This is a genomic window from Calothrix sp. PCC 6303 (assembly GCF_000317435.1).
Lineage (GTDB): Bacteria > Cyanobacteriota > Cyanobacteriia > Cyanobacteriales > Nostocaceae > PCC-6303.
In genome coordinates, this window is the sequence record NC_019751.1 from 5454729 (window position 1) to 5477665 (window position 22937).

Annotated in this window: 15 protein-coding genes; 6 read left to right on the forward strand and 9 right to left on the reverse strand. The window is 38.7% G+C overall.

Annotated features, from left to right (window positions below; all coding sequences use genetic code 11):
* Positions 1–1174 precede the first annotated feature (1174 nt).
* Positions 1175–2941, forward strand: coding sequence for a hypothetical protein (locus tag CAL6303_RS22085; protein WP_015200052.1), 1767 nt, complete (start codon positions 1175–1177; stop codon positions 2939–2941).
* Positions 2942–2974: 33 nt separating this feature from the next.
* Here CAL6303_RS22085 and CAL6303_RS22090 read toward each other — a convergent pair whose 3' ends face one another.
* The 4 genes from CAL6303_RS22090 to CAL6303_RS22105 all read right to left on the reverse strand — a co-directional run bounded on the left by CAL6303_RS22090 (position 2975) and on the right by CAL6303_RS22105 (position 7434).
* A complete protein-coding gene (locus CAL6303_RS22090; RefSeq protein ID WP_415748897.1) occupies positions 2975–4156 on the reverse strand; it encodes an LptF/LptG family permease in 1182 nt (393 codons plus the stop codon).
* 307 nt (positions 4157–4463) lie between these two features.
* Entirely contained in the window at positions 4464–5192 is a 729-nt protein-coding gene (lptB, locus tag CAL6303_RS22095) for an LPS export ABC transporter ATP-binding protein (RefSeq protein WP_015200054.1), read from the reverse strand.
* 414 nt (positions 5193–5606) lie between these two features.
* Positions 5607–6092, reverse strand: a complete 486-nt coding sequence (locus tag CAL6303_RS22100; protein WP_015200055.1) for an LptA/OstA family protein — start codon at positions 6090–6092, stop codon at positions 5607–5609.
* 637 nt (positions 6093–6729) lie between these two features.
* Positions 6730–7434: a hypothetical protein gene (locus CAL6303_RS22105; RefSeq protein ID WP_144051074.1), complete on the reverse strand. Its 705-nt coding sequence runs from the start codon at positions 7432–7434 to the stop codon at positions 6730–6732.
* 1436 nt (positions 7435–8870) lie between these two features.
* Here CAL6303_RS22105 and CAL6303_RS22110 point away from each other — a divergent pair.
* Positions 8871–9659, forward strand: coding sequence for a WecB/TagA/CpsF family glycosyltransferase (locus CAL6303_RS22110; protein ID WP_015200057.1), 789 nt, complete (start codon positions 8871–8873; stop codon positions 9657–9659).
* Positions 9660–9947: 288 nt separating this feature from the next.
* On the opposite strand, the gene CAL6303_RS22115 is transcribed toward CAL6303_RS22110, so the two are convergent.
* The 4 genes from CAL6303_RS22115 to CAL6303_RS22130 form a co-directional block, all read right to left on the reverse strand.
* Positions 9948–11102 carry a glycosyltransferase gene (locus tag CAL6303_RS22115; protein ID WP_015200058.1) on the reverse strand — a complete coding sequence of 385 codons (1155 nt, stop codon included), beginning with the start codon at positions 11100–11102 and terminating at the stop codon, positions 9948–9950.
* Between the two features lie 436 nt (positions 11103–11538).
* Positions 11539–12717 carry a glycosyltransferase gene (locus CAL6303_RS22120; protein WP_015200059.1) on the reverse strand — a complete coding sequence of 393 codons (1179 nt, stop codon included), beginning with the start codon at positions 12715–12717 and terminating at the stop codon, positions 11539–11541.
* Between the two features lie 47 nt (positions 12718–12764).
* Positions 12765–13703, reverse strand: a complete 939-nt coding sequence (locus CAL6303_RS22125) for a glycosyltransferase family 2 protein (RefSeq protein ID WP_015200060.1) — start codon at positions 13701–13703, stop codon at positions 12765–12767.
* 13 nt (positions 13704–13716) lie between these two features.
* Positions 13717–15039, reverse strand: a complete 1323-nt coding sequence (locus tag CAL6303_RS22130) for an O-antigen ligase family protein (RefSeq protein ID WP_015200061.1) — start codon at positions 15037–15039, stop codon at positions 13717–13719.
* A 1071-nt stretch (positions 15040–16110) separates the two neighbouring features.
* On the opposite strand from CAL6303_RS22130, the gene CAL6303_RS22135 reads away from it, so the two are divergent.
* Both CAL6303_RS22135 and CAL6303_RS22140 read left to right on the forward strand, forming a co-directional pair.
* Positions 16111–18447, forward strand: a complete 2337-nt coding sequence (locus CAL6303_RS22135) for a GumC family protein (protein ID WP_238993726.1) — start codon at positions 16111–16113, stop codon at positions 18445–18447.
* Between the two features lie 322 nt (positions 18448–18769).
* Entirely contained in the window at positions 18770–20044 is a 1275-nt protein-coding gene (locus tag CAL6303_RS22140) for a lipopolysaccharide biosynthesis protein (RefSeq protein ID WP_238993727.1), read from the forward strand.
* Positions 20045–20224: 180 nt separating this feature from the next.
* On the opposite strand, the gene CAL6303_RS22145 is transcribed toward CAL6303_RS22140, so the two are convergent.
* Positions 20225–21184 (reverse strand): serine hydrolase, encoded by a 960-nt coding sequence (locus CAL6303_RS22145; protein WP_015200064.1) that lies wholly within the window; start codon positions 21182–21184, stop codon positions 20225–20227.
* A 22-nt stretch (positions 21185–21206) separates the two neighbouring features.
* Here CAL6303_RS22145 and CAL6303_RS22150 point away from each other — a divergent pair, with 22 nt between their 5' ends.
* Both CAL6303_RS22150 and CAL6303_RS22155 read left to right on the forward strand, forming a co-directional pair.
* Positions 21207–21911, forward strand: a complete 705-nt coding sequence (locus tag CAL6303_RS22150) for a C40 family peptidase (protein ID WP_041739856.1) — start codon at positions 21207–21209, stop codon at positions 21909–21911.
* Positions 21912–21914: 3 nt separating this feature from the next.
* Entirely contained in the window at positions 21915–22928 is a 1014-nt protein-coding gene (locus tag CAL6303_RS22155; protein ID WP_015200066.1) for a glycosyltransferase family 2 protein, read from the forward strand.
* Positions 22929–22937: the final 9 nt, after the last annotated feature.

Sequence of the window (22937 nt, forward strand, 5' to 3'; positions counted from 1 at the left end):
ATTTAGCTTCAATCTGATAGTTCTCAATCTCAATCTTTTAACTAGATATCTAAATAAACTAAGTATTTTTCACCTGCAAGCCCAATAAAAAATTACTACTACTTCATAAGTAGCCATCATGAACTGACGTACACCAGAACGGATGAAAATAGAAGGTGAATGTATCTATTTTGAGAGCCATTGAACTTTTATTTTCAAGTCAGATGGGTGTTGAGAAAGTAGGTAATTGGCAGTTGGGGTAAGCGCAAATATTTGGGGTGGCTGTTCCTCCTGTTAGGGTTTGTGAGAAGGCTTTTAGTCAAATTTACGGTTCCTTACGTAGTACTCTGCAAGAAGCCGCACTTACAGAAGTCACTCCGTGCCTACCGCGTCTATGTTTTATTTATGCCTACCTAGTTGTCTAGTTTTGTTCTACTCCTGCAATCATTTCCCATCTATATCCCCATGATGAAGCTTTTACTCACTCAGTAAAAATGCTAGCCTATATGAATACATATTTCGTCTACCAGTAGGGTTATTACTTAATTATTTCGAGATTATTATTGTTATTTGATTGAGTAATTCTTTTTTCAATTGTAAAATATCTCTCAATCAAGTAATTTTTCGCCCATTTCATAATTTGACTAACTTTAAACTAATTAGAATAACAATTATATACGAAGAGGGATAATTTTTTTTGCGTAAATTTTCGTATATTTAGTTTTATCCAACTTCAGCAATTTAGTTTTACTTGTGTACGAATACAAAAAAATATAAAAATATTTCAGTATTGTATTTGTTTATATTAGTTATAATCTGCTAAAAAAATATGGTTTGTATTTTGATAACTGAGGCTGTTTATTTTTTATAAATGAATTAATAATTTCTAGATTTAGAAAATCTTTTTTAATAATATTCTGATGTTTAAAAACTAAAAATCATGAACTTTGAATTTTTAGCTTTTCACGACACAGCAAAAGCTGAAACTGCTGCCTCTACCTAATGCCGATGAGATCAAAGCACGTTTGTATTTCCTTTTGGGAAAGCATATTAAGCTGTGCTATAAACAACTAAAAACAGGCTTACAGCAGGAATAATCTGCTTTGTCAAACCTTTTAATAGACCAACTAAACTGTATATTTTACTCCCCGATTTAATCTATAAACAAAACAATCAAAATTACGAGTATGGTGTGATGAATATAGCAACCCAGCAAGAAGATTTACAATTTTTAGCGGAGGTTATCCAAGGAAATTTGGATACAGAAGTTTCATCGAAGCAATCACTGCAAGTCAGGTGTGCTGTCACCAAAAAAGATTTGATGATTTTAGTTCAGCATCCGCTCGATGTAATGCCTGATACCCAAAAAATCTTTAGAGTTGTGGAAAGGAAATTAGAGTCCTTAGCTTTCAATCGTCATCAACAGGTGCAAATTTTCATCCGAGTTGAAGGTGAAAAGTTACCTTATACTCAACATTCGTGGTGTGCTAAACAACAGCAAGAGGTGGATTATTCTCCCGTAACTCGTTCCTCTGGAATGAAAACATCGGTGATGGAAGTCGATAGTCCTGGATTAGTGACAATTACCGCTACAACCGTTAAAAAAAATAGATTTTACTTTCTCAGGGATAAACCCTTGGGAAAATCACCAGAACCTAAAAACAAGCAAACACCGATTTTGATTGGTTTTGCTTTATTGATTATGACTGCTTTTGGTGGTGGTGCTTACTGGTTGACTAGCGCTTGTGTAGTGGGGACAACTTGTAGGCAACTAGAAACAGCTAAAGTGTTAGCCGCTTCATTTCCGCAAATGGCAAAAATGGCTCGAACTCCACAGGATCTAGCTTTATTAGCACATAGACTTAAAAATATCAATAATTCCCTCACTACTATTCCCCAATGGTCTCCTTACCACCGAGAAGCCGCAGATATTGGAGTGCATTTGACAGCTAAGTTGCAAGAAACTAATCGAATTACCGAAGGTTTAAAAGCAGGTGAGATCGCTACTGAAGAATCTAGATTTTTGGCTAGTAACATTCAAGAATTACAGAATCGTCAGCAACTTTGGCGAAAAGCGATCGCGCCTTTAGAAAATGTTAACCCCAATGGGGAATTTGGCAACCTGGTACAGGCAAAAATGTCAATGTATCGTAGTGGACTCCAAGCAATTAATGTGCAACTACTATCTCAAGAAAAATGGAGTTCAAAGTTAACCGCAGCTAAAAATGTTGCCAAAGCCGCAATGGAACGGGAAAATGCCGCTAAAACCTTAGTTGAATTACAAAAAGTCCAAGAAACTTGGCAAATAGTCGTTAATGCCTTAGTGCCGATACCCCAAACTAGCCCAGCGTATGTAGAAGCGCAGCAGTTATTGCGAATTTATCAACCTAAGTTAATTATGGCACGCGATCGCGCAGCTAAAGAAGAGCTTGCAGCCAGAGCATATATTAAAGCAGTGGAAACTGCCAAACTTGCCGAAAACTCCCAACAACAAAATCAATGGCAAGTAGCTACAACTCAATGGCAACAAGCAGTTAATGCCCTACAGGTGATACCGACTGCTAGTACCTATTACAATCAAGCCCAAGCACTAATTTCACCCTATACCACCGCACTTCAACAAGCCCAACTTCAACAACAAAGCACCGTTAATAACCTTAATCAAACTCGTAGCGACTTACAAAAAACCTGCCAAGGGAAGGTTCGGATTTGCACATTTACAGTTGACGACAAAATTGTGAATGTGCGGATTACTCGTGACTATGAGCAGCTTCTACAAAGCAATTTTACAGATGCCAATAATAGTAATCTTAGCAGTGTTAAAAATCATTTAGAAACCTTACAACAGGCAATGGAAGTCATTGGAGATAATGCCAATATGCCGATTTTAATTTTTGATGCTCAAGGACAGCAAATTCACACCCACTTACCCCAGGCAAACAGTACTTCTATTTCTAATTAGGGTCTGATATTGCCGTAGTCCAGCCTTAAATGATCATCTTTTTGCAACTTGAACCAACAGAAATATCCCGATTACCAAACCTAAAATATTTGGCATCCAAGCCCCCAAAAATGGTGAAAGGATATTTGCCTGAGCCAATGCACCAGTAATAAATTGAAATAGATAATAACTAAAAATCACAATTACGCTCACACCAAAACTCGTACCCCTACCAGCCCCACTACGTTGGGGTCTAGTTCCCATAGCTGCACCCACCAAACCAAATACCACACAAACAAAAGGTAAAGCTATTTTTTGCTGAATTCTCACTTGGAGTTTGCGAATTTTTGGCTCATCACCAGCCAGACGTTCTAATTCTAATTGATCTAGAGCTTCAACAATATTCATTTCTGTGTAATCCCGACTTCTTTCTGCCAAAGTCAAGGGAGTACGCGGTAGTTTCAACTGTTGATGTTTAAACTTCAAAATATTTCGGTATGAACTATCAGGAGCAACGAAATAAATAGTTCCATCATAAAAGTCCCAAATATTTTCCTTAACATTCCATTCCCCAGAATTAGCAACAACTATCTGATTAATTCCTGCTTGGGAACGATCAATAATGGTTAAACCATTCATTAGTTTACCATCGAATTTATCTGCATAAAATAACCGCATCAAAACCTTTTCTTTGCTTCCATCTTCCTTTTTATTAGTTCTATATTCTGGGTAAACAATATTTTCCCTTTTCACACTTGGTTTATCAGATCTAACTGCTTTTTCCAGCGTCACAGTTGCTTGGTAAGTTGCTGCGGGGGCAATTTGCTCATTAAATATAAAAGTTAAACCCGTAACTACCAAACTCAGCATTACCGCTGTTAAAACCATCCGATAAACACTTACACCACAACCGCGCAAAGCAATTAATTCGCTTTCACCCGAAAGACGACTATAAGTCATCAAAGTAGCCAGTAGTGTAGACATCGGAAATGACAGCACGATGAATTGCGGCATATTCAGTAAAAAAACTTGAATCGCTACCCCCACAGGTAAGCCAGATTCCACAATTTTTCTAACTAATTCAAATGCGGCATGAATTGTCACACCAATGGAGGAAAATGCCCCAACCCCAAATAGAAATGGCGGCAATAGTTCGCTAGTGATATAACGATCCATTGTCGAAAAAGGCAATAGAGAATTGATGTTGTAGAAGGATTTAAACGTTTTAGATGCCATAAGCGAGTTGTTGACGGTTGGGAGTTAACAGTTGACATGTCACGCTGTAATAACTAAGTGGGTGGGAAAAATTATTGTTGTGGGGAGTGAGTAGTGTTCAGGATTTGAGTTTAACTAAGAAGGAAACAGGCAACGAACTGTTGAGTGTTATCAAGTTCCACACAAAATCAGTGGGTTTAATTCCCCATCTTCTTTAAGTTGGTTTGCTTAAGATGGGGATAACCCCATCTCAAACATTTTTACCCTGTTCACTGTTGACTGTTGCCTTTTTTAATGTTAGTTTGTGCCGACCTACTTACTGCCATTTTCACGCGTGGAAGTTGTCACCCAAATAATATTGTCTGACAAGGGGATTACCATAGAGTTCTTCGGCAGTGCCAGACGCTAAAATTTGTCCTTCTCGCATGATGTAAGCACGATCAGTGATGGCTAGGGTTTCGCGGACATTATGGTCTGTAATCAGAATACCCATATTGCGATCGCGTAATTTTGCCACGATTTGCTGAATCTCGGAAACTGCAATCGGATCAACTCCCGCGAAGGGTTCATCCAAGAGTAAAAACTTAGGACCTTCCCGTCCTGCAGCTAAAGCCCTCGCTAACTCTGTGCGCCGACGTTCACCTCCAGAAAGCTGAATTCCTTTACTATTAGCTACCTTTTCTAAACGAAATTCCCGGATTAATGTATCCATCCGCATCGACCATTCCCAGCGCGGTACATTAGTTTGTTCTAACACCAGTAACAAGTTATCACGGACGCTTAATTGCCTAAATATACTGGGTTCCTGTGCTAAATACCCAATACCCAAACGTGCCCGTTTATGCATTGACAATGGTGTAATATCAACATTATCCAGCCACACTTTTCCCTGATTCGGTTTTTCTAAACCAGTCGCCATATAAAAAGTTGTGGTTTTACCAGCACCATTTGGACCAAGTAAACCAACAATTTCACCTTGAGAAACAGAAATACTAACACGATTAACAATTAGTCGCTTCCCATAGGATTTGTGGACATTTTCGAGGGCAATTTTCACGATTGGGATTGCTGGGGTAAGGAAAAAGCAGGGAAAATATTTTGCCGAACTTAGAGTTAAATCACCTCTGTCGTCAAAAGTAGAGTTTCGTCATTCCATAGACGCGTAGCGGCTTCACTCCTGCAAAGAAGCAAGCTATGCACAATAAAAATCTTACATACAAACTATGGTTCTCAAAATAGACGATGTTTACAAATATAAAAAGACAAATTACAGGATAAAACTGCGGGAGGATTCCAATTTTGCAATCTTACCCGCAGATTAGAAGCCTAGGACTAGGAAAACCAAGCCTGCCTCCGCAAGCTAAGAAAGAATTTTGTTGATATTTATTACCACCCACTTCCAAGCAGACGGTATGCCTGCTAAGTAAGATGGTAAAAAACTTTAGAAAACATCCATACATTAACAATATAATCAATTACCACGTTTCAAAGCTGGTGTTTTAGGTGCTTGTGTACTGGCTGGATTGTTAGGAGCGTCATTCACTAAATAAATCGATTCTACTTGACGACCACTTTGGGGTTGAGCAATAAATCTACCTTGATCGATTAAGTAGGTGACTCGTTCACCGCGAATACTATTAACTCCTTGCTGCAAAATATACACATTGCCACTGAGGACAATTTGCTGCTCATTGCTAAAATACTGTGCTTGGGCTGCGGTTGCTTGAATACCACGAGCAGAATACACCATTTGCACATTGCCCCTAGCAGTCACAACCCTGGTCTTTGCGTCATATTCTTGGACATCTGACCTAATTTGTAAAGGTCTTCCCTGTGCAGCCGTTTGGGCTACAGCTGTTTGCAGTTTTATTGGAGTCAGTACACTCAGAAATGCCAGTGGTAGGACTAGAGCCAAACCATGTATTTTTTTGAATTGAGGCAATTTAGAGGTTGGCATAGTGGGAATTAGAACTTAATGATTTAGACTTTTATTTTAGTGATTTTTGCTGGTAAAGCAGATTTCCGATAAATTATGAACCACGCTCATAATGACTAAAAATCTGTAGAGACATATTACCCTAGGGGTCATTTTGGAGTGTAATGTCTCTCCTGATATTGAGAAAGTTGCTATCTATATGGGCGGAATCGCTAATGCGATCGCATCATATAGGGATGATACTATTTTGCAATAGCTCAATACTCCTATGACGCTTGTGAAGTCTTTATGTTTCAAAACCCGTTAAATAGTAACTTCAAATCTTGAAACCAGAATAAAATTAGCCAGCCACTGATACCAGTCTGAAGAAAAATAGGACAGATGCTTGTTAGGGGTAAGCGCAATCCTCTTTTTAGTGTTTACTTATCTAAACTCCGGGTACTAGGATAGGCTCTTGACTTTGATGTAATTTTGATACTTTCATTTCATACAATTTTTGTGTCATCTCTCGTTCCTCAGGCTCTGCCTGGGAAACTTCTGTTTGAGGCTCTGCCTCCCATCTGGATAGGAAGCAGAGTCTGCCAATTTCTATTCCTTACCGGAAGAAAGCATCTGTCTCATAGATATTGTGTGAACTTTAGCTTTAAAAAAGTAAAGACTAAAAACCACTAAAGTTATAACCGACCCCAATCAAAAAACCAACGTCAGTCTGGTCAAAAAATCCAGCATTTACAGACGCAGTTGCTGTAAATTGTCGATTTAAAGGCACATCAACCCCACCGGATACCAAAAAAGCAACCGTAGAATCATCTCCACCTGTTTTAATCGCAGCTCCAACACCAACATAAGGGGCAATTGGTAACGGTTCTACGAAAGGATCAGTTGCCGACTGAAGATTAAAGTCATAAGTTACAGGAAGCAAAAACGTTGTATTATCTCCAACGACAGCCGCAGGTCTTACCGACAAAGTTCTACTCAAACCAATTTTGCTAATAACTGCAAAATTTCCATCCCCCAATGATGAGTCACCCCCACCAACACCAATATTCCCCGCAATGCCCACATAGCTAGAACCACCACGATTAGCTCTACCCACAGAAATATCAGACTGTGCAAGCTGTTGAGATGAAGATGTCGATTTTAACCCTGATGAGGAAGTCACCGCCGTTCCTGGTACCGGGGTAGTGTTGCTTACCGAGGATATTTCTGAATTAACAGCCCCTAAATTTGATAAATCCGAAGCTTTTGCATTTTGCAAAGGCTGTCCAACTTCGTCTACAGCAGTCGTAGACTGGTAAGTTTGAGAATTACTAGTCTGAGCGACAGCAGGAAAACCAGTACCACTGAGTACCCCTATAGACATAAGACTCAGCAGACCAATAAGATGATGACGAGAAAAGATCGTATTCACATTCACTCCTGAAATTAAAGTTGCCAAATTTAATTATTTAGTTTTTTGATCAATCTAAAATCGATGGCAATAATCAACATTTAACACTAAAAAATCGATTTTCACATCCTCACTAGGAGAAATTTGTAAAAAAATGATACAGATGTTTCAAAATAAATACTCAATTAGGCTGATGACTAAAACTAGTGCCTAACCACTGAATTATCTGTAACGACGGAAAAATACTCTTGTAAAACCTGGTGCAATTGATTCAGTGTCAACAAAGTAGTGGTGACTAATTTACATGTGCATATATGCGTAATCAAATTGCTTTAAGATTGATTTCTAGCAGCATTAATTATTATCTGTGACAATCCCATTCAGATTGATTTAGAATTTAAGCCCTAGCGAACCTTGCTGTATATGTTAATCCACTATTTGATTGTTTCTAAAAAGACCAAATACTAGGATTGAGTCAATCTTTTACACAAAATTTATATATTTGACTTGATCTGTCTAAATAATTACACATTCAAAGCAATAAACATCAGAATTAGCCCATATTACTGATTAACATCAGTGTTTCTGCTTGATTCCATATATTTTTCATGAAAGATATATAGATTTAGCACTATACCCTTACGAATTATGCTAATTTAACATTACTAAAGCATAGCCATAGAATATAGATGTATTTTGGGGAAAGAAAATATAGCAAAATCTTGTGAATTAAAGAAGTCAGCATTTTTTCAATTAGTTGATGTAAACTAAACCAACAGTTTCCTTTTACCTTACTGACTAGCTGATTCAGGGACAGTTATTAACTGGGTCTGATGTTATGAACTTAGTCTCATGTAAAGGCTATAACCCAATAGAACTAAGTTAAGATGTGGCACTTACCCTGAATCGTTCCTAGAGTGGAGATTCGGAAACGATTACTGGAAGTTTTACCTCCAGACGATTCACGAAAGGGAGCCTCTGGAAAGAATGCCAGATAAGAGTTTGGGCTTATATTAGTGCTATTCAACTGTAACCTTTAGCTGCAAGGAAGTCAGTAAAAAATAATTAAGGTAACCTGTTGTAAAACTTACTTTTGTAGTGAATATTATTGAATTTAGACTACTCAACTAAATTCTTATTAGGGACTTCTAAGTAATTAAGCATCTAGTTTTTGCAGGATGCGTTACGGCTTACACCTTTTCTTGGATACCGTAGGGCTATACACACCATCATCTGAAGAAATAGAATTTAGTATTTTATTCTTTAGAAACCCCTTAACTGATTTCTTTTCAATCAATCACCACACAATTGACAAGTCTCAGATTAATTAAGTCTAGTTAAAGCTTACTCCTTAACACTACACCTTTAAAGTTATATTCGTTTATTCATTTCTTAGGTACGCCAATAATATGAACAAAGTCAAAATTCTGAACTTAGAGATTGATAATCTGTCCAAGGCAGAATTTTTAAATAATTTGAATTCTGGCATAGTCTTCACACCAAATGTAGATCATCTCATCAAACTTCAGAAAGATCCTGATTTTGTTCAGGCTTATAGTGCCAGCAATTATAAACTTTGCGATAGTCAAATCCTATTGTATGCTTCTAAATTCTTAGGAACACCAATTAAAGAAAAAATTTCTGGTTCCGATTTACTTCCTGCCTTTTACTATCATCATCGACACAACGACAATATTAAGATTTTTCTTTTAGGTGCTGCTGAAGGAGTTGCTCGCACTGCCCAAAAAAAAATTAATAAAAAAATCGGTAGAGATATTGTGATTGATACATATTCTCCCCCATTTGGATTTGAAAAAGACGAAGCAGAATGTCATCGTATTGTTGACATGGTAAATAATTCAGGTGCTTCGGTTTTAGTAATTGGTGTTGGTGCTCCCAAACAAGAAAAGTGGCTTTGTAAGTACAAAGATATGCTACCTAATATCCATATTTTCATGGCATTGGGAGCTACGATTGATTTTGAAGCTGATAATGTGAGAAGAGCGCCTAAATGGATTAGCAAAATTGGTATTGAATGGTTATTTCGTCTCCTGTGTGAGCCAAAAAGATTATGGAAACGCTATCTTGTTGAAGATCTTCCTTTTTTCGTGCTGATTTTAAAACAAAAACTCAATTTATACATGAGTAAAGATGAGAAAGATAAGAATCATACATGGCAAATTATTGATAGATTTTAAGTAAGTGGGTGTTAAAAACCTAAATACATTAATACATTTTGCGATGGCTCTGCCTCTTGTCCAGACTAGAGGCAGAGCCTCTAACTCTGTATTCCTTGCCAGAGACAAGGAACAAGTTATGTCACAGATATTGCATGAAAATCTAACCCATAAAAAGACATAGAGTCAACAGCCTAGGCAGAGCCTCAAAGTCAGGGTTCCCAGGCATTGCCTAGGAACCCTGACTTTGAGACAAAAATTGGATGAAAGAAAAGTGTCGAAATTATATCAAACTCAATAGCCTACCTTTTAGGCTGACATTAGGTGCAGATGATTAATATTCGCAGCCATTTCTTTTAGAAGTGCTTTTCTATGTTCCATAATTGGAGTTATATCTAACCCGACTGTTGTTAAGATAGACTCCCAACGATAAACCCAATCATGGCGTAATAGTGAGTTAGCTATGTTATTATTCCGTATTCTTTCTAAACGTAGCGGTTGAGAATCTAAATCCGTGATGATATCGCCGATATTTGCCGTGTCATAAGAAATATCAATTAGCGAATCATCCCAATCGAAATTAGTTGTAAAAGCTTCACACTGTGGACGGATACCAATCATTACAGAACCACCTGCGGCTCCTTCAAAAAAGCGAGAACCCAATTCTTCTTGACCACCTGTTTGATTTTGAGTATCAAACTTAGCCTTATTTGCAATAAAATAACGACTTCTTTTAATTAGGTTTCGATAAAGCAGACGATGCTCTTTATAATTGATCATCTGCAAGCCTTTGAGAGTATCATGAATATATAATAAATTCTGATTTTCTGCTAATTCTAGTAGTGATTGATGAGTAATTGGTGAGCGACGACCGATACTGTAGATATCAATATTCCTTTTACTTTGATTAAAATTTGGACAAGATTTTATAGCATCAATTCCATATGGTAACGAAAGACAAGGACGTTCAATGACATGTTCCATTACTTTTGCGGTTTCGCTTTGGGTTGTAAAAACATAATCAAAGTTTTTTAACAGTTTTAGGCAATTTCTAGTTTTTTTATCTTCAAGTTCTTTGATCCATATTTCGTCAATCCATAATACGGCTTTATGACATTTTTCTCTCCAACCATGAATAGAATTAAGAGAAGTAATATCCCAATAATATTGACAGATAAAAATAAGTAAGTCATACTCTTTTTCTATTGCCTCTGGATAACATCCCGAATCTAATAGGTCGCTTATTTCTAAGTATGTTGCTAAACGATTTGATATTTTCTTTTTAATTTTTTTGGTAAAGCTAGAATTATAGGAAGGTGTGAGCATATCAGCATAGTCGAAATCGCATATAGCGTCTTCAAATTCATACTCTGCTGAACGAAATGCTTCTGAACGAAAGTTACGCATTGAGACAATCAAAATACGTGGTTGATGCTCAAAATTAACGCTTTTAGCTTGATACATATAATTTTCGTTTGTCAGTATTGGATTATGCCGTTACTTATCTCTTAATTGGTATTGAAAACAAATTTATCACTTCACAACTGACATATTTTTCGCGGATGTATGACGTTGCGATTATATTTTAATTAAATATTAAGACTTATAGCTTATGAACCAAGCACTAATTGTGCTAATTGCATAAGTCCTAAAACTTAATCAATGAGACTTTTTAGAAGTAAGTTACAATTGTTAGGCATATAATAATTACAACTCATTTCATACATAAAGAAATAAAAGTTTGATTAATATTCGCTAATATGTGTGAATCTTTGATATTTTTGTATGCCGTTAAGGGTTACGTAATGACGCAATCTTTAAGACAGTAGGATATCCTCTTCTGTCCCTACTGTTAAACTGCGAAGTCTGTGGCTTTTAAAGGTTATGAATTAAAAATCATTTATTTTTTCGCTTTCTCTAACATCATCAAAGCTTGACTTACATCAGATATAAATTTTTTATGACGATTTTTCGACCACAAGAATCGCTCTTGATGGAGTTTGTATAAAGTCTCATTGACAATTTGATTAGATGCAACCATTTCTACCAGAGCATGGGCAAAATCATTAGACTCTTCGCTAACTGTGATACCTGAAGGGTAGTCAAATATGCCGCGTAAAGCTGTAGGTGTGGCAACGATAGGAGAACCGGATGCGATCGCATCCAGCGTTTTAATCTGAATTCCACCACCACTGATGGAGGGAATAGCAATAGTTCTAGCCTCTGTCAAAAAGGTTTGGACATCCGGAACAAAGCCAGAATACTCAACGTTGGGATATAAACTATCTAGCCATTCTGCACCTTTACCTGCAACTCGAATGGATAGGCTTTTGGGGAGATTAGGATAGACGTTGGCAAAAAACCATTGCAATCCCTCCATATTAGCTTTCCAAGTCCAGCTTCCGATTATCCCCACATCGCAGGTTTTCAATTTACTGGGTTGTGCCAAGGTTTCCAATGGGGAAGGGATATCAAATACTTGGGTAGCTGTATTGATGTGTTGAAAATATTTCCAGTCGTGATGTGTAAGTGTCCAAACTTGTTGAACATTTTTGGCTAAATTATCTTCAAGGCTTTTGATTCGACGAGTTTCTCGATGATAAATAGGTCTTGCTAAATAGCTCTTTGAGTTATTGAATTGAGCATGATAAATTTCAGATTCAATATTGTGAGCAATAAAAACAACTTGTTTAAATTTGTGTTTTAGTGAAGGGAGTAGCCAGCCAAGTTGAGCATGGTCAATAATTACAGTTTCAAAAGAGTTATTTTCTAAGAGCTTTTTAACTTGATTTTCATATCTAGCACTATAGTATTTAGCTGATGAGTAGGGTAGGTTTTTGATTAATCCACAACCCATCCAAATCAATGGGTAAAACTGAGATTTTTTCGTTTCAATATGTCGATAACCAACAGAAATCTCATTTTGTTTTTTTGTACTTACATCCCCATGTCTCTGATAGCCAACTACTTTTACCTCGTGTCCATCTTTCTCCAGTGCATCAATGAAACATTGTGAAGCAATCTCACCACCTGTTTTACGTTGGCTTGGGAGAACTGTTGTCAAGTACAAAATATTCATAATTTAAGGGCAATAATATCTGACGAATTCTCAATTTGAGAAATTAGCTAGACTCCGTGAGTAACTTTGTAAGCTTCGTAGCGAATTCCCAGGATACCTGCAAGGGTGCCAACCCCACGATAGATATGAAGTAGGGCTTTAACTAACGCATGTTCACCTAAAAATAGGGAAGGAAAAATTAGACATAAACCTTGAGTAATTAGGGCAATTCCTTTGATTATCCGAACTGCAACCACGTTAATTGACGGGTAAAGTTGACGTTCGCAATAACTGTGTAAACTCCAACCGAGATAACCACGTTCTAATACCCATTTGACATTGGTGCGGCTTTGGGGTACGTATTCAGTAACAATGGCTTCATCAGTCCAAACAAATTTATGTCCGGAGCGATAAAGCCGCATGAAAAAGTGTGAATCTTCGCCACCTGTGAGGGCAAAACTTTCATCAAAGATAGTATCTAGTTGACGAATTACTTGAGTCCGAATCAGGACATTATTGGTAAAGGCTGTTTTGAGAATATGTCCTGTGGGGTAACGTTTTGGCTCAAAAAATTTCCCTTTCACTACCCAGTTAGGGACATCTGATTTGATGAATTGGGGTATTACTGGACCTGTAACCACATCTGCTTGATAGGTTTTTTGAGTGGAGAGGAGTTCGTCTAACCAGCTTTGTTCGGGAACTTCGTCATCATCAATGAAGGCAATAAAATCAACGTGATTGCTGATTGATAGCGCAAGTGCGATCGCGTGATTGCGTGCAAAGGATATTCCCCGTGTGGTTTGGATGGAATATTGCAGCGACCACTTAAATTGTGAAAGTTGATTATTGCAGACTGCTTTTGCTGAACCATTAGCATCATTATCAACTACAATCACTTGAATTTCGGGAGTTTCGCACTTTCTAAAATTTAATTGATTCAAACCATCAAGTAAGCGCTTTAGTCCTTCTGGACGACAATAACTAGCAACACAAATAGCCACTAACATGTAATTTTTTGCCTCAATTTAAGTTTTGTTCGTTAAATATTTCTAGTTCCATTAATTGCGCTTCATAAACAGCATTCATGTACTGCTCATCTTGGAGACGCTCATATTCGGCGAATATGGAAAAAGTAGCTGATGTGTAGAGAATCCAAAAAATGCTGTTATTTGTTAAGAGGGTGCTTTCACTGATGTTGTAAATTAATAAAAAAGTCAGATACATTGCTGACCAAATACCTTCAGCACTCTTGGTTTTTCGTAGCCAACTGATACTACGGAAAAAAGTAGTCCCATAACTAATCATGAAGCTAACCAAGCCGAATATTCCCAACTCTGCAAATAAGTCCATAAACCCGTTATGACCGTAGGGACATTCCCACCCTAAAATTCTCCACATAAAGGCGGTGGCTTCATTATCCCAATCACGCCAAAAACCATTCAAGCCGTAGCCAAGGAAAGGACGCTCTGAGATTTTATCTAGCATTGCCATCCAGATATCTGTTCGCCCTGTTAAGGTTAAGTCACGCCCAACTGCACTAGTAATTAAAGGTAAATTATCAATAATTAGGGTAATTGTGGTTCCAAATATCAGTATAAAGGCAATAGCGAAGGGAATTAATCGAGAGTAATTGAGTCGCCACGAGCGATAAAGTTGGAAAATGATTCCCAGCATGAAGAAACTGACTATTGCTGTTTTCGAGCTGGAAAGGACGATGAGGGCAAAGGACAAAGTGTAACCTAGCCAAGGCAACCATCGGTACTTAGGAGTAACGGATTTGCTGGCAATTATGAACATGAAGATCATGCTGCTTAGTACCATGGAACGTCCTAGGAGGTTTTTGTGGGAAAATACACCTCTCCAAGCACCTGCATGAATCCCACCTTCTTGGAAAGTCATTAAGCCGTAGTTTGGTAATGCGATCGCAAACACGAAACTTAGCCCAATTAATAAGGCAAATGCCCAACCAAGTAGCTGTAGTTGTTGGCGGATACTGTAGCGCACTGCCATATAAGCCCCAAATAAGCTTGTTCCTAATAACAAGAGACTACGACGGGGTGTAATATCGGGAGCAATAGTCCAAGCGATTGATGCGATCGCAATTCCCATCAATAGCCACAACCAGATATCTTTGCGGGCTATCCACAGAAAATTTTTCCAGTGCTGGAAAATCAACACCCCAGTCACCGCATAAACCCCCATAAACAGGATTGGGGTATAAGGATCTGCCGCCGCAATGGCTGATTCCTCAGTTTCCACCAAGATCGGTATCAATGCTGATGTTGACAGAAACAGTGATATGACTACAAATACTTTTTCTAGTAATATTAAAAACCCTGGCATGAAATATCTCATTCCCAATAGTTCATTTACTGATAAGGGTAAATATTGATATTAATGTCTTTAATTTGGCGTACATTAGTATTATCAATTTAACGTGATTTGAACCTAAGTTTTTGAAAAATTATGCCAGTTTGCGACAGTTTAGTAGTGACATTTTTAACATAATATTAAGGGTTAGTTATCTTCACTGACATTGTGATCAACCTTATACATAATCAAAGCCGGAGTTTTTAGCGTTTCATCTGGTTTATTCGGCAGAGGTGTAGCGACTTCCCGGAGGGTCGTAAGGTAGACGCGCTTCCTCGCCTTGTAAAAGATTAGGAATCTCAAGGTGTTGAAGGAAAACTATAGATCTCAAGATAGACAAGGTTTATGTTTTATTTTGTCACATCATGCGCCAGTATTAGACTCTTCAGGCATAGGTGAGTGGCAAACGCTTATCTAAATCAGTTCACATGAGTCGCTTTCGTTATTGCTAACATTCTCAAAAGAATAACTTTAGTTGAAGAATTTAGCATTCACTTTACTCAATCTTCATTCATTTTCTGCTCCTGCAAATTTTTAGTAAAGTATCAACCTTGCAGGATCTTCATCGAAAATCAAGAATAAATAAACTTATCGTTGCTCAAATATAAATTTTCCAATATTGTCTGAGCAGCATGTAAAATCGTGATACAAGAAAAAGTGAATCAATGGATTGAGTTGTTGCCTGTTTTTCCTAACATCTGGATATATATTGGTTATTAACCGCTTAAATCACCCGTTAATAGTTACGCTTTCAAGCTGGACATTAACGGCAGCCAAATCAAAGAAACTTAAAGCGATTTCATCACTGTACAATTTAAATGTTGGTGATATGGGTAATTGACGTTGGTGTCAACAACTCATGTCTAAAGACACTGAGATTCCCGCATCCTGTGATGTCTTATGATAGTCTTTCTGTAAATAAATCCTGTATCCTCAAATCAATCTATCCTGCCAGTAGTAGCTTGAAGTTATTTTCTACCCCGGTTGGAAAGAATTTAATTTGTAAGAAGAGAATAGCAAAGTAGATTATAAAAACGGTTTTGCATGAAAACGCCGATGCCAATTAAAGAAGAAAGCTTACAGCACTCCCACAATCAAAATCCTCTCCCCAATCCGCTGATGAGGGATGCAACCTGGTGGAAGAGGAAATCTGATGTAGATGAAGAGAGCAGTGCTTCGTTAAGTCCAATTTTTGGAATTTTGCGGCGCAGAATCGGCGTAATTGCAGGTATAGCAATGGTAACAGCGACCACTGCGGCAATTTGGGCAGCTAGTCAGACGGCAAAGTATGAAGGGCGATTTCAGATTTTGGTAGAACCTTTAAAAACATCTGATAGTGAACTCTTAAAGTTACTTTCTCAGACTCTTCAGCAAAATGTGAATGAAATCACTAAGCAAAATACCACAGCTTTGGATTACAACGCTTTGATGGAGGTGCTAAAAAGTCCGAAGTTGATTGATCCGGTTGTTCAAGAGCTATTACCTAAGTACCCAAATACTACCTATGATCATATGGTGGGTGGTGATGTACCATCGGGAAAAGTAGCACCTGGACGTTTAGGTACTTTGTACATAACTCGTCTGACTAAGGGTAAAGACGAGTCAAGGGTGATCGAAGTGCGGTATAGAGATCTTGATCCTGAAAAAGTCGAGATTGTTTTAGATCGGGTATCCCAAGCATATCGAAAATACAGTATTGAACAGCAGCAAACAAATCTCCGTCAGGGGATGAGATTTATAGAGCAGCAGATTCCGAAAATACAACTGCGTGTCAATACTTTGCAAGGACAAATGCAGTTATTTCAACAACACTATGGGTTATATAATCCACAATTGCAAAGTGAGCAACTGTTGAAGCGATTGGACGATGCGAAGACACAAAGATTAGAAGTTGAGCGCAAATTGGCAGAAGCTAGATCTTTATATGGTTCTTTACAGAATCAGTTAGGGATGCAGCAAAATGCAGCCATTGCCGCTTCGGCTTTGAGTGAATCACCCCAATATCAACAAATTTTGACTCGAATTCGGGAAGTTGAAGCAAAAATTGCCACTGAATCGGTAAAATACAACGAAGCTAGTCCGATTATGCAAGATTTGCGGGAACAGCGAGAAAAGCTTCTACCACTGTTGAACCAAGAACAAAGACTGGCATTGGGTAATAACAATAATGGTGAACCTTTGCCTTCTCAAGTTGGCACTTACCAAAACTCAATTCGGCGAGAACTGACTCAACAACTGGCAAATACCACCAATCAGGTTCAATCCCTAACTGCTAACTTGCAAACGCTTGTGCAGTCGGAGGCACAAATGAGTGAGCAAATCAGGCAATATCCAGTGGTGGCTCGTCAGCATACTAACCTACAACGGGATCTCCAAGTATCAACAGATACATTGAATCAATTGCTGGCAAAACAGGAAGCTCTGCGGGTAGATAATGCACAGCAGGATGTTCCCTGGGAATTGATTATGCCTCCAACTCTACCTCGTGATAAGAAAGGTGATGTAGTCCCCATTACACCTAGTCCTACCAGTACTGCGATGATGGGGGGAATTGGTGGATTGCTATTAGGTGCGCTGGCGGCATTTGCCATTGAAAACAGGCAAAATGTTTTTTATGATCCAGAAGATGCCAAACGGGCTGGCAAGTTGCCATTACTAGGTTCAATTCCCTATTATCGGGATATTCACAAACCAGCGATCGCTACAAATGTGGCGAGGTTACAAGAACAATTAGAACAAGGCTCAAAATCGCAGGTTAAATTTAGTGCCCAAGCTGAGAAGGAAGCACTTTTTGCCCAATCTTTCTGTTCAATATACAACAGAATTCAAGCTTATAGTGTGGAATCACAGGTTCGTTCCATTACTGTGACATCAACGGCAGGGAAGGAAGGAAAGTCTACTGTAGCGTTACAACTAGCGTTAATTGCCGCGCAAGCTGGACAACGGGTTCTACTAGTTGATGCTAATTTCCGTCATCCCCAATTACATGAAAGTGTTGGTTTGGTGAATACTAAAGGTTTGAGTGAAATTCTGGGAGATGGATTAGATTTAAATGACGTGATTGGACAAGTTCCAAGGGAGGAAAATTTGTTTATTGTCACCGCAGGACAATTAACACAAAATTCCTCAAAGCTACTGGCATCAGAAAAGATGCGGGAATTCATTGAGCGATCGCATAATGAATTTAATCTAGTTATTTACGATGCACCCAATATTTTAGGACGTGTAGACACCAACATCTTAACCACTCACACCGATGGTATTGTTTTAGTAGTGGGATTAGGTAAAACACTGCGCCCCAATTTGAAGAAACTGGTAGAGGAGTTGAAAGCTACTCGCACCACTGTTTTAGGAATGGTTACAAACACTCTAGTGTCATGATGATTTAGTCTAGTAGAATATGGCGTAATTGAAGGTTACAGACGTAAAACTGAATTATCTAACTTTCTACTAGTACAGCACGGCAGGAATAAGCCTATTATTACAATGCCAGTAAAACAATGCCAGTAAAAAGCTCTGATAATCCGCTTTTGCGCCTTCTACCCTTCAATCGGTTCAAGCTAACACCTTCTGCCTTCATGTACTAGCCTAAAAATTATTGAAGCACTAAGCTAAGAATCAATTATTTTTTCACCAAATCAAATTCATCAAAAATCAAATAGTGGATGTTATAAAGCAACTGATCAGTAAAATCCAGAAAGAATTGTCAAGTCAGTTTGTGCGGAACCTGGGCTGGCTTGGCTTGGCGGAAATTATTTATCGTATTTTCCGTGTGGGTGTAGTGGTAATTTTTTCGCGGTTTTTAACGCGTCGAGATTACGGTTTGGGTGCAATTTTGTTTACAGTTCGAGACTATGCACTAACTTTTACAAATGTCGGCATTGGTGCCAAAATTATCCAAGCAGATGAAGCAGAACTTGATGCTTTATGTGATTCTGCATATTGGTTAAATTGGGTAGTATTTACTGCTTTATTCGTAATTCAAACTGCTTTATCTTTCCCTGTGGCTTGGTTGACAAATAGCCCAGAGATTGTTTTGCCAATAGTAGTTGCTGGTATTCCCTATTTAATTTGGCCCATTGTTGGGGTACAAAAGACATTATTACAACGGGAAAATAAATTTAAAGTTATTGCCTTAACTGATAGCTTACAATTTTGTGTGGCAAGTGTGATTTCGGCAATATTTGCTGTTAGTGGGATGGGAGTTTGGGTGTTTGCATTACCTGGCGTATTGGTAGCACCTTTGGAGTTAATTGTCTATTTAAATCAGCATCCTTGGCGACCTCAGAGAAAATTTACAACTGAAAATTGGGATAAAATATTTATTTTCGGTCGAAATATTTTTGGTGTCGGTTTATTGCGTACTTCAATTAATAATTTAGATAATATAATTATTGCCACTTTCTTAGGTGTTGAATCTTTAGGAAATTATTCTTGGGCTTTTAATTCCGGGTTAGGTATTAGTTTGAGTATTATCAAAGCTATAAATTCGGCAATATTGCCCCATTTATGTGCTGTAAGTTCTGAATTAGAAGCATTAAAGCAGCGTTATTTTAAAAGTTTAAAAACTATTAGCCTTTTAATTATTCCCTTAGTTCTTTTTCAAGCTACTTTAGCCCCATTCTATATTCCACTTATTTTTGGTCAGCAATGGGCAGATGCAGTCCCACTTTATGTTTTAATCTGTTTATCAGCGATTCCTCGACCTTTTGGTGATGCAGCTTCACAGTTACTTGTGGCAATTGGTAAACCAAATTTAGATTTACGCTGGAATGGAATTTTTACAGTCATATTTGCAATTTGTTTAGTGATTGGTGTCCGCTGGAGAGATATTGGAGTTGCAACTGCAGTTTTTGGTGCACATGCGGTTTTTATTCCCATTTTTGTGGTGGTGGCAACGGGTTATGTGTTTCGGCAGGTGGGGGGAGGAGGAAAAGGGGTAGGGAGCAGGAAGCAGGGGGCAAGGGAAAAGGGCTAGGGAGCAAGGGGAGTAAGTCCTTCCCATTTGCGCGGAGCAAAGCGTGGGTACGTTCGCGTAGCCTCTCGTATAGAGAGCTACGCCCACTTTGATAAGCTCAGTGCATCCCTTCTAGGGTGCTCTAAAAGAGTGCAGAGTCTGAGATCCGTCTCAGTCTTTCCCCCTGCTCCCTGCTCCCTGCTACCCTGCTTCTTTTGACACGTCAAAATGCCTAACTGCTGTAGTAATTTGTTGGGAAATAAATGGCAGAATTTGACGATTTTTGGCGTTTTCTTTGCCTTCGGTAAATACTGCTAGGAGGTAGGGACGTAAATCTGGGATTTCGATGTAAGCGACATCGTGACGAACTTGGTTTGTCCAACCAGCTTTTGACCAAATTTGAGAAGTTTGGGGGATACCAGCACCGAGAAAACCCGTAATTTGATCTTCTTCCACATCTTGGGGTAGTGCTTGCGGGTTGAGAGTCCGTTTTAACGTCTTCATCATGGTTTGCGATCGCATACTGGATACAGCTACCCCACCGATGATACTATGTAACAATCTGGCGGCGGCGTTGGTGGTTAACATGTTGCGATTCTCGAACATTTTCCCATAAAATGACATTTCCCGACCGTAAGGTCCATCCCCCCAAGTTTTTTGACAAACGTTGATCTGCGCTAATTCTTTCCAACCCAAAGATTGATAGTAACGGTTGACAATATTTCTTTGGTATTTCCAAGTTTCAAATGGTGCTGGGGATAGTTCTGGTCCCGATGTTGTGCCGCTGAGAATATCCACTACCAAACTTGTAGCATCATTACTAGAGTCAAAAATCATATCACGAATGGCTCGGTCTAATTCTGGAAAAGGTTGAGTCATTCCCTTTTCTACCCATTCGTGGATTGCCACTAAGTAAAATAATTTAACTACGCTAGCTGGATAAACGCGCTCATCTCCGCGATAATTAAAACCACGAACTGGGTGATTCCAAAAAGCATCCGGAGTTAATGCCCCACCAGTGTTTACTAATACTGGAGGATCATAGACAATCCATGTGAGGGCAATTTGGTTACTTTTCAAAGTCGGGAATTCTGCCCAAGTTGCTTCGAGGACTCGATTTCCCACCTGTTCTAATTGTTCGTTTTGACTAAAAAAATTCATACTCGGCTATCTGTCTCGAATGATGTCTTCTAATATCCCATCTCAAATTCAAAATCTCACATCAGGTGAGTATGAATGTTTGGCTAATTTGAATATTTACGATTCCCCTGAATGTAACCGACTCGCAACTCAGGCTGCTATGGGGAGACACCTCACAGTAACATCTAATGATGCTGATACAGCTGTTGAGGTATGTTTATGTGAGGATAATTATTCTGGTTGGGTATCACATCAGGATTTTAGTTTACTGAAATTAACTTTACATCCCTACCGAGGGACTTTATCGCCGAAGTTAACAGATACGGTGAGTCAGGCTCAACGGGAACGCGCGATCGCATTCACCCATGATGCCATGAAACAAGCCAATTATTACCTTTGGGGTGGAACTGTTGCACCTAATTATGATTGTTCGGGATTAATTCAAGCTGCTTTTGTTTCGGTAGGTATCTGGTTGCCAAGGGATGCTTATCAGCAGGAAGATTTTACTGAGTCAATTTCTATTTCCCAGTTGAATCCTGGTGATTTGGTGTTTTTTGGGACTCCCCAAAAGGCGACTCATGTGGGACTCTATTTAGGGGATGATCGTTATATTCATAGTTCTGGCAAGGAAATGGGACGTAACGGCATTGGAATTGATGTACTTTCGGAACATGGGGATGCCGTTAGTCGGTCATACTATCAGATATTGCGTGGTGCTGGCAGAATTATTAAGGGGTTGGAGGTTTAAGGTATGGGGAGTGGGTTAATTTCCGAACGAATTGAAGGCATGGATAATATCATATCGCTGCCGATTCCCGATGTTTCGGTGGTGGTGCCAATTAAGGATGAAGTGGAAAGTCTACCACATTTGCTAGATGCGATCGCATCTACTCTTCAAGGCTGTAATTTGAGTTATGAAATTATTTGTGTGGATGATGGTTCTGTTGATGGTTCACCACAACTACTCAAAGAAAAGGCAGAAAATAGAAGCGATTTAAAGTCTGTTATTTTACGTCGCAATTACGGGCAAACGGCGGCAATGGCGGCTGGATTCAACCACGCTACAGGCAAAGTAATTGTTACTTTAGATGCAGACTTGCAAAACGACCCCGCAGATATACCGATGCTACTGTCAAAGCTAGATGAAGGTTACGATATGGTGAGTGGTTGGCGGCAAAAACGCCAAGATAAGGCACTAACTAGGCTTTTACCTTCCAAAATCGCCAATTGGCTAATTCGTCGCATCACCGGAGTCCGGATCCACGATTATGGCTGTTCCCTCAAAGCTTATCGAGCGGAATTAGTGGCAGATATGAACTTGTATGGTGAGTTGCATCGTTTTTTACCAGCTTTGGCATACATCGAAGGTGCCAGAATCGCCGAAATGCCTGTCCGTCATCATGCGCGAAAATTTGGTCAAAGTAAATACGGGTTATCGCGGACTTTTAGAGTCATGATGGATCTACTCACTATTGCCTTTATGAAAACCTTTCTCACCCGTCCGATGCATGTTTTTGGCTTGTTAGGTTTAAGTTCGATTTTTTCTGGTGGGGCAATTGGTTTATATTTAACATTCGTCAAATTAGTATTTCATGAAGATATCGGCGATCGCCCTTTGCTAATTTTAGCTGTTTTATTGTTAGTTACTGGAGTCCAATTATTTTGTTTTGGACTTTTGGCAGAAGTATTGATGCGGACATACCACGAATCCCAAGGAAAACCTATCTACCGTGTGAGAGAAGTCATTACGAAAAATATTAATTAATGTAACAAT

Excerpts from the sequence above, each read along its gene's own strand:
- CAL6303_RS22115 (WP_015200058.1), bottom strand. The coding sequence starts at position 11,102 with ATGTATCAAGCTAAAAGCGTTAATTTTGAGCATCAACCACGTATTTTG.
- CAL6303_RS22100 (WP_015200055.1), bottom strand. The coding sequence starts at position 6,092 with ATGCCAACCTCTAAATTGCCTCAATTCAAAAAAATACATGGTTTGGCT.
- CAL6303_RS22130 (WP_015200061.1), bottom strand. The coding sequence starts at position 15,039 with ATGCCAGGGTTTTTAATATTACTAGAAAAAGTATTTGTAGTCATATCA.
- CAL6303_RS22135 (WP_238993726.1), top strand. The coding sequence starts at position 16,111 with ATGAAAACGCCGATGCCAATTAAAGAAGAAAGCTTACAGCACTCCCAC.
- CAL6303_RS22090 (WP_415748897.1), bottom strand. The coding sequence starts at position 4,156 with ATGGCATCTAAAACGTTTAAATCCTTCTACAACATCAATTCTCTATTG.
- CAL6303_RS22145 (WP_015200064.1), bottom strand. The coding sequence starts at position 21,184 with ATGAATTTTTTTAGTCAAAACGAACAATTAGAACAGGTGGGAAATCGA.
- CAL6303_RS22125 (WP_015200060.1), bottom strand. The coding sequence starts at position 13,703 with ATGTTAGTGGCTATTTGTGTTGCTAGTTATTGTCGTCCAGAAGGACTA.
- CAL6303_RS22120 (WP_015200059.1), bottom strand. The coding sequence starts at position 12,717 with ATGAATATTTTGTACTTGACAACAGTTCTCCCAAGCCAACGTAAAACA.
- CAL6303_RS22110 (WP_015200057.1), top strand. The coding sequence starts at position 8,871 with ATGAACAAAGTCAAAATTCTGAACTTAGAGATTGATAATCTGTCCAAG.
- CAL6303_RS22155 (WP_015200066.1), top strand. The coding sequence starts at position 21,915 with ATGGGGAGTGGGTTAATTTCCGAACGAATTGAAGGCATGGATAATATC.
- CAL6303_RS22085 (WP_015200052.1), top strand. The coding sequence starts at position 1,175 with ATGAATATAGCAACCCAGCAAGAAGATTTACAATTTTTAGCGGAGGTT.
- CAL6303_RS22105 (WP_144051074.1), bottom strand. The coding sequence starts at position 7,434 with ATGTCTATAGGGGTACTCAGTGGTACTGGTTTTCCTGCTGTCGCTCAG.
- CAL6303_RS22150 (WP_041739856.1), top strand. The coding sequence starts at position 21,207 with ATGTCTTCTAATATCCCATCTCAAATTCAAAATCTCACATCAGGTGAG.